The organism is Thermodesulfovibrio sp. 3462-1, from assembly GCF_040451425.1.
Taxonomy (GTDB): domain Bacteria; phylum Nitrospirota; class Thermodesulfovibrionia; order Thermodesulfovibrionales; family Thermodesulfovibrionaceae; genus Thermodesulfovibrio; species Thermodesulfovibrio obliviosus.
Window position 1 is genome coordinate 1,500,222 of the sequence record NZ_CP144374.1, and the last position, 15,278, is coordinate 1,515,499.

Sequence of the window (15,278 nt, forward strand, 5' to 3'; positions counted from 1 at the left end):
AGTTCAAGGGTTCAATGTTGTTTAATTAATTCATAAAATATTTCTACTGCTTTGTCAATGCTTGCAGCATCAGGACATCCACCCTGAGCAGAATCAGCCCTTCCCCCACCTTTACCACCAACAGCCTGAGTTATGCTCTTTAAAAGTTTTCCAGCATCATATTTACTTGTAGCATCTTTTGTAACTGAAAGAATCAGAATCCCCTGCCCATCAGTCTTTGATGCAAGTAAAATTACTGCTGGATGCAGTTTTTCTCTAAGTTTGTCTGAAAGTGCTCTTAAGGATTTTGTATCAACCCCTTCAAGTTTTACTGCCAGTGCTTTAACTCCGTCTATGTCTCTTGCCTGTTTTACAAATCCGTCAATACTGTGACTTAAGAGTTTGTCCTTCAAGGCTTCAATTTCCTGTTGCTTTGACTTTAATTCATTAATAAGTCTTTGTATTGCTTTTACAGGTTCTGCTGATTTAAGAATTTGAGAGATATTTTTTATCTGCTCTCTATATCTGTTAGCATATTCAAGGGCAGAGACTCCTGTGACAGCTTCCAGCCTTCTGATTCCCGAGGCAACAGAGCTTTCTGAAATAATATAAAAACTTCCTATTTCACCAGTAGATTTACAGTGAGTGCCACCGCAAAGTTCTTTACTGAATCCGAGAATTTTTACAACCCTGACAGTATCTTCATATTTATCTTCGAAAAGGGCTATAACCCCCTCATTCAAAGCCTCATTAAGGGATTTTACCTCTACTATGACAGGTAAATTTTCAAGTATTTTTTCATTGACAATGCTTTCAATTTCCTGTAACTCAGCGTCACTCAAAGCATCAAAATGGGTAAAATCAAAACGAAGTCTGTCTGGTGCAACAAGGCTTCCAGCCTGCTTTACATGCTCCCCGAGAACAACTCTTAAGGCAGCGTGAAGAAGATGAGTTGCTGTGTGATTTCTCGCAATTGCCTTTCTTCTTTCTATGTCAATCTTTGCAAAAACTTTTTCATCCTTTTTTATGCTTCCTTCAATAACTCTTACTTTATGACAGTGAAGTCCTGCTATCTTCTTGGTATCAAAAACCTCTGCCTTACCTGAGCCTGAAATTATTATCCCTGTGTCTCCTACCTGTCCACCTGATTCTGCATAAAAGGGCGTTTCATAGAGGAAAACTTCTCCTTCTTCGCCTTTTTCAAGTATCTTCACAGTCTTTCCATTTTTTATGATGGCATGAATGATTGTTTCTGCTTCATAATCAGTGTAACCCGTAAATTTAAAATCATGATTCCCGCTTCTTAACTCTTTATATACTTCATCTATTCCGATTTCCTGAGCCTTTGAAGCTGCTCTTGCCCGCTCACGCTGTTTATTCAACTGTCTGTGAAAACCTATCTCATCAAGCTCCAAGCAAGAATCTTGTGCCATTTCCTTTATTAAATCAAAAGGCAAACCAAAAGTATCATAGAGTCTGAAGATTTCTTCTCCGGGAAGAACCTTTGAACCTGATTTCTTAAGATTTTCAAGAATCTCATCAAAAATCTGCTGTGCCCTTTCAAGGCTTCTAAGAAATCTTTCTTCCTCCACTTTTATGATCTTTTCAATTCTTTTTCTTTCAAAAACAATCTCAGGATAAATTGTTCCAAGACTTTCTATAACAGGTTCAACAAATCTATAAAAAGCCACTCTATCATACTGAAGTAGCTTAATGTGTCTCAATGCCCTCCTTATAATTCTTCTTAAAACATAACCTCTTCCCTCATTGGAAGGAATGAGTCCTTCAGCTATCAAAAATGTGGAAGCTCTTATGTGGTCTGCAATAACTTTTATTGAAACATCAGTTTTCCTTTCCCTACCGTAGCTTACATTTAAAACAGAACAAATTTCAGAAATAATTGGCTGAAAAAGGTCTGTATCAAAATTTGTTTTCTTCCCCTGTAGAACTGCTGTAATTCTTTCAAGTCCCATTCCTGTATCAATACTTGGCTTAGGAAGGGCTGTCAATTTCCCCTCTTCATCTCTGTTGTATTGCATAAAAACAAGATTCCACAACTCAAGAAATCTGTCACAGTCACATCCTACAGAACAGTCAGGCTTTCCGCATCCAAAATCCTCACCCTGATCAATTATTATCTCAGAGCATGGTCCACATGGACCTGTATCTCCCATCTGCCAGAAGTTATCTTTTTCACCAAGGCGCACTATTCTTTCAACTGGCATGCCTACTTCTTTCTCCCATATATCTGCAGCTTCATCATCGTCTTTATAGATTGAAACCCAGAGTTTTTCTTTCGGAAGTCTAAAATGTTCTGTTAAAAGTTGCCATGCGAAAAATATTGCTTCCCTTTTAAAATAATCTCCAAAGGAAAAATTACCAAGCATCTCAAAGAAAGTATGATGTCTTGCTGTAAATCCAACATTTTCAAGATCACTGTGTTTTCCACCTGCACGCATACATTTCTGACAGCTGGTGGCTCTACTGTAAGGTCTCTGTTCTTCACCAAGAAAGACTCTTTTAAACTGAACCATACCTGCATTTGTAAATAACAATGAGGGGTCATCCTTAGGAATGAGTGGAGAACTCTTTACATGTTCATGTCCATGGGAAACAAAGTAGTCCAGAAATAGATTCCTTATTTCAAAACTTTGCATTTACTACTCCTCACCTATTATTCTCTGCTCATTGCTTATTATGTAGGTGAGCTTGCCATCAACAAAAATAAGCCTTGATTTTAAAAGTCCTAAAGAAGAAGAATAAATCCATTCTTCTCTTTGCTTTCCTTTCTCAGGTGTAAGAACCCTTACAGAAGAAGGATTCCCCCATGCAAGTCTTACCTGCTCCTTTGTCATCCCAAGTGCTATCTCTCCTTTTGCAATTCTTTCCTGAATCTCTGGTGGATAATTTTTAATCTCATCATAGGTATATCTAACACCCTGCGAAGCACATCCAAAAATAAATAACGCGATAAACAAAGCAATTAAAACTCTCATTTCAACTCCTCCTTTAAATTGTCATTGTCTTGAGACTCTATATCTCCGGGGAATTTTTCATTCAAAAATTTATTTATAGTGTCCCATGAAAATCCTCTTCTGAGAAGAAATCCTGCTATTTTAGCCATTTTTTTATCCTCTGGATCATTTTTTATTAAATGAATTTTTCTCTGGATAAGTTTCTGAGCAAGGGAAAATTCGTCTATTTCCGGAATGCTGTCAAGTAATTCTTTATCAATGCCCCTTCTTGTAAAGTAGTTTTTTAAACCCATATTACCAAGAAATCTGTCTTGTGCAATTTTTTCTGCTTTCTGGATAAATCTACTGTCATCTATAAATCCATTCTGCTTTAAATAGGCAACCGCATCATCAATATCCATTTGAGAAAATCCTTTTCTGTAAAGTCTATCTTTTAATTCAGCCTCTGTTCTATCTTTTTTTGTAATTAACCTCAATGCACATTTTAATACTTCATTGTTCCGATTTTTCACCTTCTATGACCTTTGGCTTTAATCCATAAGCATCCATAACTTTGGAATAAATTTCATTGAAGATTTCTGGATGACTTTTTAAATATTCTTTAGCATTTTCTCTACCCTGAGCAAATCTTGTTCCGTTGTAACTGTACCATGCTCCAGATTTTTCAATAATTCCTTTTTCCACTGCAAGATCAAGAACCTCGCCTGTCTTTGATATTCCTTCATTAAAGTAAATATCAAAGTGAGCCTCTTTGAATGGCGGTGCTACTTTATTTTTCACAATTTTAACTCTTACTCTACCACCTGTTGTATCCTGTCCTTCTTTTAATGTGTCTGTTTTTCTTATATCCAGCCTCATTGAAGCATAAAATTTTAGTGCGGTTCCTCCAGGAGTTGTCTCTGGATTTCCAAACATTACTCCAATTTTCTGTCTGAGCTGATTTATGAAAATAACAACTGTCTGAGACTTTGATATAGCTGCTGTAAGCTTTCTTAAAGCCTGACTCATAAGCCTTGCCTGAAGACCTGGAAGAGAATCTCCCATTTCTCCTTCAATTTCAGCCTTTGGAACAAGAGCAGCAACTGAGTCAATAACAATAATGTCAACTGCTCCGCTTCGGACAAGGGTTTCTGTTACTTCCAGAGCTTGCTCTCCAGTATCAGGCTGGCTTATTAGTAAATTTTCCACATCAACACCTAATTTTGAAGCGTAATTCACATCAAGGGCATGCTCAGCATCTATAAATGCTGCAACACCTCCAAGCCTCTGAGCTTCTGCAATTGCATGGAGTGCAAGGGTTGTTTTACCTGAAGATTCAGGCCCAAAAATTTCTATAACTCTTCCGCGTGGATATCCTCCAACACCTGTTGCTATATCAAGGGATATTGAACCTGTAGGAATTACACTTATTCCTTCTGCTTGAGCCTTTGTTCCAAGACGCATTATTGCGCCCTTGCCAAAATTTCTCTCAATCTGGGATATAGCAATCTCCAATGCCTTTAATTTCTCCTTATTCATAAATCACCTCTTAAGCTTTTTTTTATTATACCATTAAACTATTTGAGCAAAGGAAATCTCTCCAAAACTGAATAAATTGAACCTTTTGGAGTCAATATGCTTTTCATTAAAACAAACTCTTTAACCTCAAATTGAAAATCAAAAGACTTTTCAGAAAATTTCTTTAAAATCTTCTCAAAAAAATATTTCCCATTCCTGTAATTCTTCACTCTTGCTAAGGTTATGTGAGACTTAAATTGTCTTTCTTCCCTTTGAAAACCAAGACTGGAAGTCTCCTCGTCAATCCTTTTTGTTAATCTCTTAAGTATCTCTGTATTTTCTGTGCCAATCCATATGACTCTTGGTTTTATTTTATCCGGGAAAACTCCAGGAGTAGTAATTTTCAATGTAAAATTAGAAAACTCATTTGATAAGGATTTCAAAGTGTATGTTAAAGAAGGGATAATTTTTTCTTCAACTTCACCAAGAAATTTTAATGTAATATGAAAATTTTCTTTCGGAACAATATTAACTCCATCAATTGATGATTTGAAATTAGTCAAGTCTGCAAGAAATTCTCTAACTTGCTGAGGAAGTTCTATTGCTATAAAAAGACGCATAAAATATCATAACAGAAGAAAAATTCTTATTAAAAGATTGCTAAGAAGTCCTGCCAGAAAATCATCAATCATGATACCAAATCCACCATCTATTCTTTCAGCCTGCCTTATAGGAGGAGGTTTTATAATATCAAAAAACCTGAAAAGCACAAATCCTGCAATCAGAACATTCAAGTTTAACGGAAGAAACATAACTGCTGTAAGATAGCCTGCAAACTCATCTATAACAATGCAGGAAGGATCTTTAATACCCAGATGCTTTGCCACTTTTTCTGAAGAAATTGTTCCCAGAATAAATGAACTCAGTAACATTGATAACATAATCGTATCATGGGGTTTAAAAATCCATAAAAGAGCCATTGCAAAAGCAGAAGCCACTGTACCAGGTGCAAAAGGACAGTATCCAATAAAAAAAACTGTAGCAATAATCTTTGAAAGCATTAAAAATTTCACTTTTTTATTATGCTTAACAGTCTTAGTTTAGTCAACAATGCAAGGGGATTCCTGAAACTGCCCGATGGACCTGTTCTCAGGGTAGCGAGGAGTCTTCAGAAAGCACTTCTGTCCTTCAGGATTACCTAACATTAGATAGAAATGACATTTTCTATCGGCATTTTTAGAAAATTGAATTGTTATTGACAAATAGGTTACACTTCATTATAATTCACTAAAAAAGTCTATGGAGGGTAAGATGGACACAGCACTGGTAGTAAGTGAGAAAAAAGCAGGTGGAGATACAAAAATTCTCCAGCTTGTTACATTTACTCTTGGTGGTGAAGAGTATGCTGTTGATATTCTCAAAGTTCAGGAAATAAACAGAATGAAAGAAATTACAAGAGTTCCAAATGCTCCATACTATGTTGAAGGCGTTATAAATCTTCGTGGGAAGGTTATTCCTGTTGTTAGTCTGAGAAAAAAATTTGGACTTCCTGAGGAAGAAGAAACAGCAAAACAAAGAATTATGATAATGGATATTCAGGGTATAACTATTGGATTGATTGTTGACTCGGTCTCTGAAGTTCTAAGAATATCCACTGACATCGTTGAACCACCTCCAGCTATGACTTATTCTGTAAGTTCAGAATTTATATGGGGAATTGCAAAACTTGAAGACAGACTTATTATTCTTCTTGATATGGACAGACTTATTGGTAAAGAAGAAAGTGAAGGAATGGTTGAGGCCACAGAGAAGGCAGCTATTGAGGAATAAACTTCCAGTATCTCTTTTTGTGCTGTCTTCCTCCACTCCAGCAAGGCTTCATATTCTCATCGCGGAATGAATAAATTTTGGCTGTTGATATATTATGGATTGATCTTGCAATAATAAAAAGCTCACCCTTTTTGGAAAAAAACTTAGCGCCATGAACAACCACCTCATCTCCAAGATTGAATTCTATTTTTTCCTGTTCAATATACCATCTCGGTGCTGTAATAATATTGTAGATTTTATCATGCTTTGTAATTCCTATTACCACAGGTCCATAATCTCTATAAATAATTTCAGCAATTTTCCCCTTAATAGCAATCTCTGTGTTTGGATCATAACTTTCTTCCCATTCCTGAGCTTCTGCAATCTGTCCTATGGCTATCAGAAAAATCATTATAACTATGCTCCATTTCATTGCATTAATCCTTAAAAAAGGGGGCACAAGCCCCCTTGATTTTTACCATCCACAGATTCTTCTGATGTTTAATCCTCTTTTCCCGGCTGGTGCATAGGGAAGTCCCATTTCATAGGCTTTTTTGTGCATCTCCACTTTTAAACTTGCTCTTTCCTGTTCTTTGTGTTTGATTGCATTCCAATCAGGGTTTGGCTGTGCCCAGAGGGTCAAAAGCTCACCCCTTAGCTGTAAATCCTTCTGATAAAGTGGTTGAATTTCCTTGCAATACTGTTGCGCCTTAGCTGAATCAACTCCTATTGGATACTGAGGACCCATTCCTCGCTGCGCAAAAGATACACCTGCAAATACTGTTAGTGCTGTTAGTAATGCAAACACCGTTAAAAACTTTTTCATTTCTTTCACCTCCTTTTTGTGACTTTTCTTTACTTCTTTTAAATATCAATTACCATGCCAGAATTGAAATATATTGATTTTATGAGGTTTTATATGAAACTGTTGCCTTTTTTTTGCAAAATTTGCATTATTTTTTGCAAAATTTGCAAAGTTCATTAGTAATGTAAGCAAAATCCTCAATTGAAAGCTCTTCTGCTCTTTTTAAGGGATTTATGCCGATTTTATTTAGAAATTCCTTAGGTTCATCAACGACTGATTTTAAAGAGTTGGCTATCATCTTTCTGCGCTGGCCAAAGGCTGATTTAACGATTTTAAAAAATATTTTTTCATCAGCTACTTTTACAGCTGGCTCAGTTCTTCTTTGAATTTTAATTACTGCTGATTCAACCTCTGGTGGAGGGCTAAAAAATTTTGCAGGAATATAAAATTTTATTTCAGCAGTCGTATAATACTGGACAATAATGCTTAAAGCAGAGTATGCTTTTGAACCAGGAACTGCAATAAACCTCTGGGCAACTTCTTTCTGCACAGTAAGAGTCATTGAAATAAAATTTCTCACTTCAATTAATCTGAAAATTATAGGTTTTGTTATGTAATAGGGAATATTAGCAACAACTTTAAACTGTCCAATCTCTTCATAGGGAAACTTGAGAGCATCCTGATTGAATAGCTTCAAATTTTGTCTTTGACGGAATCTTTCTTTTAAAATTCTAAAAAGCGCTGGATCAATTTCAATTGCTATAACTTCCCTCGCCTGCTCAATTAACAATGCTGTTAAATCGCCCATTCCTGCACCAATTTCAACAACTTTGTCCTGAGGCTCAATTTCTGCAACATTGACAATTCTTTGAAGAATCTCCTTATTTCTTAAAAAATGCTGCCCGAGCTTTTTTTTAGCCATTTATCAGTTTTAATTTTTCTATGTTGATTTTTAAGGTTCTATTTTTGTAATAAACAATAATTCTGGAAGGCATTATGAGGTTAGTTTTATCTTCAGTCTGAAACTGTTTAAAGTCATTATAAGTTATTAAAATTTGCTGATTTTCAAAGGTAAAACTCTGACTTACAGGCATAAATCCTTTTTTATTTAGCAATACTTGTCTGTCACTATTTTTTTCCTTCAAAATAAAATTATTGTCTTTTTCTCCAATCTCAAAATCACCAATCCACCACATAAAACCCTTTCTTACCCCGGTTAAAATTTGCTTTACCTTATCTTTTTCTATTAGTAGGGTTGATGATACTTCTTCATTTTTTTCATAAATTTCACCTGCAGGAAAGCCCATATAGTAAATGCGAAGAAGTGTTTCATTTTTACTAATTTTAAGTAAAGCATCTCCACTGAGAAAATTTCCTTTGCTTTCATAATCAATAGCTAAGGAGCTTTCAATGCCCTGATAATTCTGCATTTTTTTTATAAAATCCTTTACATCCTCAGCATAAAACTCTTTCAAAATCTCTGGTTTCTTTTCTGCACAACCAGAAAATAAAAAAATAACCAGACTAACTGTTAATAACCTCAATAAGTTCATTAATTGATGTCACTCCTTTTATGTTTAGATCATAACCTTCTTTAAGCCTTTCAAGATTGCTTTTAGGGATAATTGCTCTTTTCATACCTATTCTGGAGGCTTCTTTTAATCTTAACTCAGTTTGAGATATTGCACGAATCTCGCCACTTAATCCAACTTCACCAAAAATAACAGTTCTATCAGGCAAAGGCATATCTCTAAAAGAGGAAACAATGGCAGAAATTATTGCTAAATCCGAAGCAGGCTCTGTAATTTTTAATCCTCCAACAACATTTACAAATATATCTGCACTGGCAAGATTTACTTTCCCGCGTTTTTCAATAACAGCAATTAAAAGATTTACTCTCTGATAATCAACTCCAATAAAATTTCTTCTTGGCATTCCAAACTGTGAAGGTGAAACCAGTGCTTGTATTTCAGTGAGAATTGCTCTTGTTCCTTCAATTGTTGCTGTAATGGCTGAACCACTTGACACTCCATGTTCAGAAAGAAAAATTAAAGAAGGATTTTCAACCTCTGTAAGTCCCTGTGAAGTCATCTCAAAAACACCTATTTCATTGGTTGGACCAAAACGGTTTTTTACACTTCTCAGGATTCTATAGGCATATCCCCTGTCTCCTTCAAAATAAAGAACTGTATCCACAAGATGCTCAAGCACTCTTGGACCTGCTATTGCTCCTTCTTTTGTGACATGACCGATTAGAAAGACAGGAATCCCTGTGGATTTTGCAAAATTCATAAATTTTGCTGCGGAATCTCTAATCTGACTTACAGAACCAGGTGCTGAAACTGCTTCTTCAGTGTAAACTGTCTGAATTGAATCAACAATTAGTGTAGCTGGTTGAGTTTCTTTTGCACATTCAATAATTTTCTCAACAAGGGTTTCACTAAGAAGCAAAATTCCTTCTGAAGTAATTCCGAGTCTTTCTGCTCTAAGTTTTATCTGTGTAAGAGATTCCTCTGCTGAAACATAAAGAACTTTACCATACTGCAATGAAAGGTTATTGGATGCCTGCAGTAGCAGTGTTGATTTCCCAATACCAGGGTCTCCTCCAATAAGAATAAGAGAGCCTTTAACTAATCCGCCACCAAGAACTCTGTCAAGTTCTGCAATTCCAGTTAAAAATCTGTCCGATACTGTAATTTCAATTGAACTAATGGAAACAGGCTGAACAGTTTCTGATAAAATTTTTCTTTCAGTTCCTGCTTCTATAGTTTCCTCAACAAAGCTGTTCCATGCGCCACAATCAGGGCATCGGCCAATCCACTTTGGTGAAATATATCCACAGCTTTGGCACTGAAAAACTTGCTTAATCTTTGCCTTCATTCATTAATAATAATTCATTTTTTTATAAATAAACAATTATCATAGTCATTGCACCTGTTATGGCACACATAAGTAAAACTGGAACTAAAACTGCTTTTATAAACTGTGCTTCTTCTCTACCGCCCACACCAATTGTAGCAGCAGCATTTGTAATCTTAGAAGGAGTTATTGCAGAGGCTATTCCACCACCAACTGCATGGGCTGCATAAATCCACATGAAAGCATTTGCTCCGACTGTTGAAAGAGTTGCTTCCCATTGAATTTTTGCAAAAAGAACATTTGAGGCTGTTTCACTTCCTCCAACAAATGCACCAAATAAACCAAGAAAAGGTGCAATGAATGGATAAGCAGGACCAAAAACATTTGCAAGTGTTATTCCTATAATTCTGTCCATGTTGTACTGGGCAAAATATTGAGATGGGACAAGCTTTCCATTTACAACTTCCATTGCAGACCATGCCATAATAAATGCCACAGCAAAGAAAAGTGAGTAAGCAAGAAAAGGTCCCCATATTCTTGTTATCCAGAGCTTGAAAACATTCCTTAATTGTTTACCTGATGGTTTAAGTATAAATATTGAAATAAAAGAAACAACCATTATCCAGAACCAGACATTCCCAAGAATGTTCAAATCTTCTTTTTTATCAGCAATAATTCTAATTACTTCAGTCTGACCCAGAACATTTTCAAGTTTCATTTTAATAGTGGGGATATTTACAATGAGTGAGATTATTATTAACAGGATAAATGGTAGGCAGGCTATAAAAACTTCTTTATTAAAAATAGATTTACTTTGCTCCTGAGTGTTATTCCTGCGATAAATAAAATAAACTGTGAGCATGGTAATCAATCCAGAGATAATTCCTATAATTTCTACTGGAAGAATTCTGAAACCGGCAATTACAAGGGCAGAAACTGAAAGCATAAGACCTGAAATCATTGCAGCTTTCCAATTTTTCTTTATAGCTTCTTTACCTCCAACAACTTTGAGCATCAAAAAAGCAAAAATCACTGAGATTACAGGCAATAAAACAGTTACTTTGAAAGTATAATCCCAGATAAAATCATTAAGGCTTTCTATGTTAGGAGGCTTTATTCCAAAAGCCATTGCAACTTTTGAAGGCAGTGTTAGAGGAATTGTAAATAGAGCAAAGGAAGTAAGAGGGTCATAGCAAAGAATGCTTATGCCAATTGCAGCAATAGGAGAAAATCCTAATAACAAAAAAATCGGTGGAAACATTGCAGGAGTTACCATACCAAGTGATGTGCTTAAAGAGCCAAATCCCATTCCGATGAAAAGGGTTTGTTCTTCTTTGTTTCGAGCAATTCCTTTTACATAATCAATAATTTTCTTTAATGCACCGGTTTCTCTCATTAAAAATATTAAAAACATTGTAAAAACAACTGCCAGTGAGATCCCAAATGCTTTAACAATTCCAGTAAGTGTAGCACCCCATACAACATTCCATGGAGTTTTAAAGTAGTAAACCGCTACAAACATAGCAAGGATCCATCCTACTACAGAAACAAAACTCCCTGAACGATAAAAAACAAGCATACCTATTAAAACCACAAGAATTGGGAAAAGGGCTAAAAAGAAATCCATTTTAACCTCCTTTTAGAGTTGAAAAATTTAAAAAAAGCTTAATATTTTAAACAATTTTTCATTATAAAAATCAACCATGTTATAATTTTAAATAAACAAATCTGGAGGATTTATGAATCGAACACTTATTGCTATCTTAAAAATTCTTGCAAAGGAAAACAAAATAATAGGTTCAAAAGAAATTGCAAAAAGGCTTAAGATGTATGGAATAAATCTATCAGAAAGAACAGTAAGATATCATCTGAAAATTCTTGATGAAAGAGGCTTAACAAAAATTTTTGGTAAAGAAGGCAGAATTATTACTGAAAAAGGAAGACAAGAGCTTGACACTGCAATTACAGTTGAAAAAGTTGGATTTATAATAAATAAGATTGAAACTTTGAGTTATCTTTCTGATTTTGATATAAATTCCTGTAAAGGCAAAATTATTGTCAATCTAAGTTACATTCCAAAGAACAAACTAAAAAAAGCTCTTAAATCAATGGAAAATGTTTTTAATTCATCCCTTGTAATGAGTAACAGGATTGTTTTTATTGAAAAAGATGATGAAGCTGTTTTGCCTGACGAACATGTTTGTATAGGAACAGTATGCAGTGTTACTCTTAATGCTATTTTATTAAAACATGGAATACCTGTTATTTCAAAATTTGGCGGAGTCCTTGAAATAAAAGATGGATTGCCTTATAAATTTAGTGCTCTTATAAGATATGATGGAACATCTCTTGATCCGCTGGAAATATTTATAAGAGGTAAGATGACCAATGTTTCAGGTGCCATAAAAAACGGTTATGGAAGAGTTCTTGCAAGTTTTAGAGAAATTCCAGCAGTATGTCTTAACAAAGTAAAAGAGATTTATTCAACCATGCAGGAAAAAGGCTTTCAGGGAATTCTTGTGTTTGGTGAGCCAAATCAAACTCTGCTTGACATTCCTGTTGGAATAGACCGTGTTGGCATTATAGTGGTAGGAGGATTAAATCCCATTGCAGCAGTTGAAGAAACTGGTATTCAAACATACACTTCAGCTATTTCAACTCTTTATGATTATCAAGCAATGATTGATTTCAAAGAACTTAGCAACGAACTTAAATAATGCAGATAATAACAACTCACCTTAATGCTGATTTTGATGCCCTTGCCTGTTGCATGGCAGCAAAGAAGCTCTATCCAGAGGCAGATATTGTATTGCCAGGGTCGATGGAAAAGAGGGTTAAGCTTTTTTTTGAAACTTTTAAACCATTTGAAATAAAAAAATTAAAAGAAATAGATTTAGACAAGGTTAAAACCTTAATAGTTGTTGATACAAGAAGTGTTCATAGGATAGGAGAGCTTGCTCAACTATTAAAAAAGCCAGTAAAGGTGCATCTTTATGATCATCATCCGAAGACAGAGGATGACATAAAGGCAGATTTTGAGATAACAGAGCAGGTTGGTGCCCTTGCATCACTTTTTACAGAGATCTTTCGTAAAAAAAATATTCCTATTACTCCTCTTGAAGCAACTCTTCTTTGTCTTGGAATTTATGAAGAAACAGGATGCCTTGTCTTTCCATCAACAACTGAAAGAGATGTTTTAGCAGTAGCATATTTGCTAAAAAGAGGTGCAAATTTAAATATAGTGTCTCAATTTCTCAAAGAAGAACTTTCACGTGAAGAAGTATCTCTTCTTAATGAACTTTTAAATTCACTGCAGGAATACTTAATCAATGGAATAAGAGTTAACATTGCCCATGCAGTAAAAGAAGAGCCTCAGGATGTTTCTCACATTGCTCACAAAGTAATGGATCTTATTGACACAGATGCTCTTTTTCTTATTATTGAGATGGAAGATAAAATTTTGATAATCGGAAGAAGTAACACTCCACAGGTTGATGTGGGTTCAATTTTAAGTGAATTTGGAGGAGGAGGGCACTGGGCAGCAGGCAGTGCTACTTTAAAAGAAAGACCTGTTAATTTATTAATTGATGAACTCATAAAAATTATTAAGCAACAGGTAAAGCCTGAGAAAATCGCAAAAGATTTAATGACAACTCCAGTAATCTCTGTTCAATGGGACAGAACAATTAAGGAAGTTGAAGATATGATGACAAAGTATGGCATAAATGCCATGCCAGTAATTAAAAACAATAAATACATTGGTGTAATTACAAGAGGCGTTGTTGAAAAAGCAATTTTTCACGGTCTGAAAAAATCAAGAGTTGGAGATTTTGCCACAACAGATGCTTACACTGCAGAACAAGACACTCCTTTATGGGAAATAGAAAAGAACATGATTGAACTTAATCAAAGATTTGTTCCAATTCTCAAAGATGATAAAGTTGTTGGAGTTATTACAAGAACTGACATATTGCGTAATTTATATGAGGAGCTGATAAGAAAGTTCAAGATTTCAAAACCTAAGGAAGAAATTGAAGAATCTAAAAAAAATGTAGCAAACTTGATGAAAGAGTTTCTTCCTGAAGAAATTTATAAAATTCTCCTCACTGCAGGAAGTCTTGCAGAAGAAATGGGATACGGAGTTTATTTAGTAGGCGGTTCAATAAGAGACCTCCTTATGAGAAAACCAAGTCCTGACATAGATATTGTAGTTGAAGGAGATGGAATAGCTTTTGCTCAAGAACTTTCAAAAATAATAAACGGCAAAGTAATTCCTCATCGAAGGTTTGGCACTGCCAAGATTTTAATAGAAATTGAAAAAAATGGCGAAGTTAAAAGATTCTCCATAGATATTGCTACTGCCAGAACAGAATATTATGAGTCTCCTGCAGCTTTACCAAAGGTAGAGACTTCATCTATAAAAAAAGATCTATACAGAAGAGATTTTACGATAAATGCTCTGGCTGTTAAACTTAATACAAAAGATTTTGGTTTGCTTTTAGATTTTTTTGGTGGACAAAGAGATATAAAAGATAAAAAAATCAGAGTGCTTCATAATTTAAGCTTTGTAGAAGACCCTACAAGAGCCATAAGAGCCATAAGATTTTCAGAAAAGTTGGGATTTAAAATATCTAAACATACTGAAAATTTGATAAAACTTGCAGTTAAAATGAGCATTTTTGAGAAACTTAAAGGACCAAGACTTTATGAAGAGCTGATTTTACTTTTAAAAGAAACTTTACCTCATTATTCAGTAAAAAGACTTGCAGATTATGGCTTGCTCAAAATTCTTCATCCCTCTTTTGATGAAAAGCTTTTTAATGAGCTTGTTAAAGCTCATGAAACTGTTCAAGGCATGGAACTACTTTTTTTGAAAGAAAAATATAGGAAAGAATTCATTTACTTAGTGGTGCTTTTGTGGAATCTTAAGTCGCACGAAAGGGAAGAATTTCTTAAAAGAATATGCGCTCCAGAGAATGTAAAAAAACAACTTATTGAAAACATTACTTCAGCTGAGAAAGCCTTACAGAATTTTCCTTCTGAGGAATCCTTTTTAGAAGTATATAAGCTTTTAAGCTCTTTAAATATAGAAACAATAATTTTGATGATGATTTATGCAGAGGAGCAACAAAAAAGGGCAATTTCAATTTATCTTACAAAATTAAAAGAAATAAAACCTCTTTTGCGGGGAGAAGATTTAAAAAAACTTGGAATTCAGCCAGGTCCTGTATACAAAAAAATTTTTGATGAAATTTTAAAGGAAAAACTTCAGGGCAGACTTCTTTCAAAAGAAGAAGAGATAGAATTTGTAAAAAAGTTTGGAAAATAAAAAAGATTGTATGATATCATAAGTT

15 protein-coding genes are annotated in these 15,278 nt (G+C 34.7%); 3 read left to right on the forward strand and 12 right to left on the reverse strand.

The annotated features are described in order from the left end of the window. Window positions 1-11: 11 nt before the first annotated feature. The 6 genes from alaS to V4D31_RS07770 are packed head-to-tail and all read right to left on the reverse strand — an operon-like array spanning window position 12 to window position 5,524. Window positions 12-2,636 carry an alanine--tRNA ligase gene (gene alaS, locus V4D31_RS07745; protein ID WP_353685867.1) on the reverse strand — a complete coding sequence of 875 codons (2,625 nt, stop codon included), beginning with the start codon at window positions 2,634-2,636 and terminating at the stop codon, window positions 12-14. Window positions 2,637-2,639: 3 nt separating this feature from the next. Further along, complete coding sequence (locus tag V4D31_RS07750) at window positions 2,640-2,975, reverse strand: hypothetical protein (RefSeq protein ID WP_353685868.1); 336 nt, start codon at window positions 2,973-2,975, stop codon at window positions 2,640-2,642. Further along, window positions 2,972-3,466, reverse strand: coding sequence for a regulatory protein RecX (locus V4D31_RS07755; RefSeq protein WP_353685869.1), 495 nt, complete (start codon window positions 3,464-3,466; stop codon window positions 2,972-2,974). Before V4D31_RS07755 ends, V4D31_RS07750 begins: the two co-directional genes overlap by 4 nt. After that, window positions 3,447-4,472 carry a recombinase RecA gene (recA, locus tag V4D31_RS07760; RefSeq protein WP_353685870.1) on the reverse strand — a complete coding sequence of 342 codons (1,026 nt, stop codon included), beginning with the start codon at window positions 4,470-4,472 and terminating at the stop codon, window positions 3,447-3,449. Before recA ends, V4D31_RS07755 begins: the two co-directional genes overlap by 20 nt. Before the next feature lie 38 nt (window positions 4,473-4,510). Further along, window positions 4,511-5,071, reverse strand: coding sequence for an RNA 2',3'-cyclic phosphodiesterase (gene thpR, locus V4D31_RS07765; protein WP_353685871.1), 561 nt, complete (start codon window positions 5,069-5,071; stop codon window positions 4,511-4,513). Between the two features lie 6 nt (window positions 5,072-5,077). Then, window positions 5,078-5,524, reverse strand: coding sequence for a phosphatidylglycerophosphatase A (locus tag V4D31_RS07770; protein ID WP_353685872.1), 447 nt, complete (start codon window positions 5,522-5,524; stop codon window positions 5,078-5,080). A gap of 238 nt (window positions 5,525-5,762) precedes the next feature. On the opposite strand from V4D31_RS07770, the gene V4D31_RS07775 reads away from it, so the two are divergent. Further along, the gene (locus V4D31_RS07775) at window positions 5,763-6,281 is read left to right on the forward strand and encodes a chemotaxis protein CheW (RefSeq protein ID WP_353685873.1); all 519 of its coding nucleotides are present in this window, start codon (window positions 5,763-5,765) and stop codon (window positions 6,279-6,281) included. On the opposite strand, the gene V4D31_RS07780 is transcribed toward V4D31_RS07775, so the two are convergent. The 6 genes from V4D31_RS07780 to V4D31_RS07805 all read right to left on the reverse strand — a co-directional run bounded on the left by V4D31_RS07780 (window position 6,268) and on the right by V4D31_RS07805 (window position 11,551). Continuing rightward, on the reverse strand, window positions 6,268-6,672 hold the full coding sequence (locus tag V4D31_RS07780; protein WP_353685874.1) for a hypothetical protein: 405 nt from the start codon (window positions 6,670-6,672) through the stop codon (window positions 6,268-6,270). The genes V4D31_RS07775 and V4D31_RS07780 overlap by 14 nt on opposite strands. Before the next feature lie 63 nt (window positions 6,673-6,735). Then, on the reverse strand, window positions 6,736-7,086 hold the full coding sequence (locus tag V4D31_RS07785; RefSeq protein ID WP_353685875.1) for a hypothetical protein: 351 nt from the start codon (window positions 7,084-7,086) through the stop codon (window positions 6,736-6,738). Between the two features lie 127 nt (window positions 7,087-7,213). Beyond that, window positions 7,214-7,987, reverse strand: coding sequence for a 16S rRNA (adenine(1518)-N(6)/adenine(1519)-N(6))-dimethyltransferase RsmA (gene rsmA, locus V4D31_RS07790; RefSeq protein ID WP_353685876.1), 774 nt, complete (start codon window positions 7,985-7,987; stop codon window positions 7,214-7,216). Beyond that, window positions 7,980-8,618, reverse strand: a complete 639-nt coding sequence (locus tag V4D31_RS07795) for a hypothetical protein (protein WP_353685877.1) — start codon at window positions 8,616-8,618, stop codon at window positions 7,980-7,982. Before V4D31_RS07795 ends, rsmA begins: the two co-directional genes overlap by 8 nt. Continuing rightward, on the reverse strand, window positions 8,590-9,945 hold the full coding sequence (radA, locus tag V4D31_RS07800) for a DNA repair protein RadA (RefSeq protein ID WP_353685878.1): 1,356 nt from the start codon (window positions 9,943-9,945) through the stop codon (window positions 8,590-8,592). The genes V4D31_RS07795 and radA overlap by 29 nt, the downstream gene beginning before the upstream one ends. A 22-nt stretch (window positions 9,946-9,967) precedes the next feature. Continuing rightward, complete coding sequence (locus V4D31_RS07805) at window positions 9,968-11,551, reverse strand: L-lactate permease (protein WP_353685879.1); 1,584 nt, start codon at window positions 11,549-11,551, stop codon at window positions 9,968-9,970. Between the two features lie 112 nt (window positions 11,552-11,663). Between V4D31_RS07805 and V4D31_RS07810 the strand changes: the two genes are divergently transcribed. Together V4D31_RS07810 and V4D31_RS07815 are read left to right on the forward strand one after the other, a co-directional pair. Then, window positions 11,664-12,641 (forward strand): NrpR regulatory domain-containing protein, encoded by a 978-nt coding sequence (locus tag V4D31_RS07810; RefSeq protein ID WP_353685880.1) that lies wholly within the window; start codon window positions 11,664-11,666, stop codon window positions 12,639-12,641. Then, complete coding sequence (locus V4D31_RS07815) at window positions 12,641-15,253, forward strand: CBS domain-containing protein (RefSeq protein WP_353685881.1); 2,613 nt, start codon at window positions 12,641-12,643, stop codon at window positions 15,251-15,253. The genes V4D31_RS07810 and V4D31_RS07815 overlap by 1 nt, the downstream gene beginning before the upstream one ends. Window positions 15,254-15,278 lie beyond the last annotated feature (25 nt).

Excerpts from the sequence above, each read along its gene's own strand:
- alaS (WP_353685867.1), bottom strand. The coding sequence starts at position 2,636 with ATGCAAAGTTTTGAAATAAGGAATCTATTTCTGGACTACTTTGTTTCC.
- V4D31_RS07750 (WP_353685868.1), bottom strand. The coding sequence starts at position 2,975 with ATGAGAGTTTTAATTGCTTTGTTTATCGCGTTATTTATTTTTGGATGT.
- recA (WP_353685870.1), bottom strand. The coding sequence starts at position 4,472 with ATGAATAAGGAGAAATTAAAGGCATTGGAGATTGCTATATCCCAGATT.
- thpR (WP_353685871.1), bottom strand. The coding sequence starts at position 5,071 with ATGCGTCTTTTTATAGCAATAGAACTTCCTCAGCAAGTTAGAGAATTT.
- V4D31_RS07775 (WP_353685873.1), top strand. The coding sequence starts at position 5,763 with ATGGACACAGCACTGGTAGTAAGTGAGAAAAAAGCAGGTGGAGATACA.
- V4D31_RS07780 (WP_353685874.1), bottom strand. The coding sequence starts at position 6,672 with ATGATTTTTCTGATAGCCATAGGACAGATTGCAGAAGCTCAGGAATGG.
- V4D31_RS07785 (WP_353685875.1), bottom strand. The coding sequence starts at position 7,086 with ATGAAAAAGTTTTTAACGGTGTTTGCATTACTAACAGCACTAACAGTA.
- rsmA (WP_353685876.1), bottom strand. The coding sequence starts at position 7,987 with ATGGCTAAAAAAAAGCTCGGGCAGCATTTTTTAAGAAATAAGGAGATT.
- V4D31_RS07795 (WP_353685877.1), bottom strand. The coding sequence starts at position 8,618 with ATGAACTTATTGAGGTTATTAACAGTTAGTCTGGTTATTTTTTTATTT.
- radA (WP_353685878.1), bottom strand. The coding sequence starts at position 9,945 with ATGAAGGCAAAGATTAAGCAAGTTTTTCAGTGCCAAAGCTGTGGATAT.
- V4D31_RS07805 (WP_353685879.1), bottom strand. The coding sequence starts at position 11,551 with ATGGATTTCTTTTTAGCCCTTTTCCCAATTCTTGTGGTTTTAATAGGT.
- V4D31_RS07810 (WP_353685880.1), top strand. The coding sequence starts at position 11,664 with ATGAATCGAACACTTATTGCTATCTTAAAAATTCTTGCAAAGGAAAAC.
- V4D31_RS07815 (WP_353685881.1), top strand. The coding sequence starts at position 12,641 with ATGCAGATAATAACAACTCACCTTAATGCTGATTTTGATGCCCTTGCC.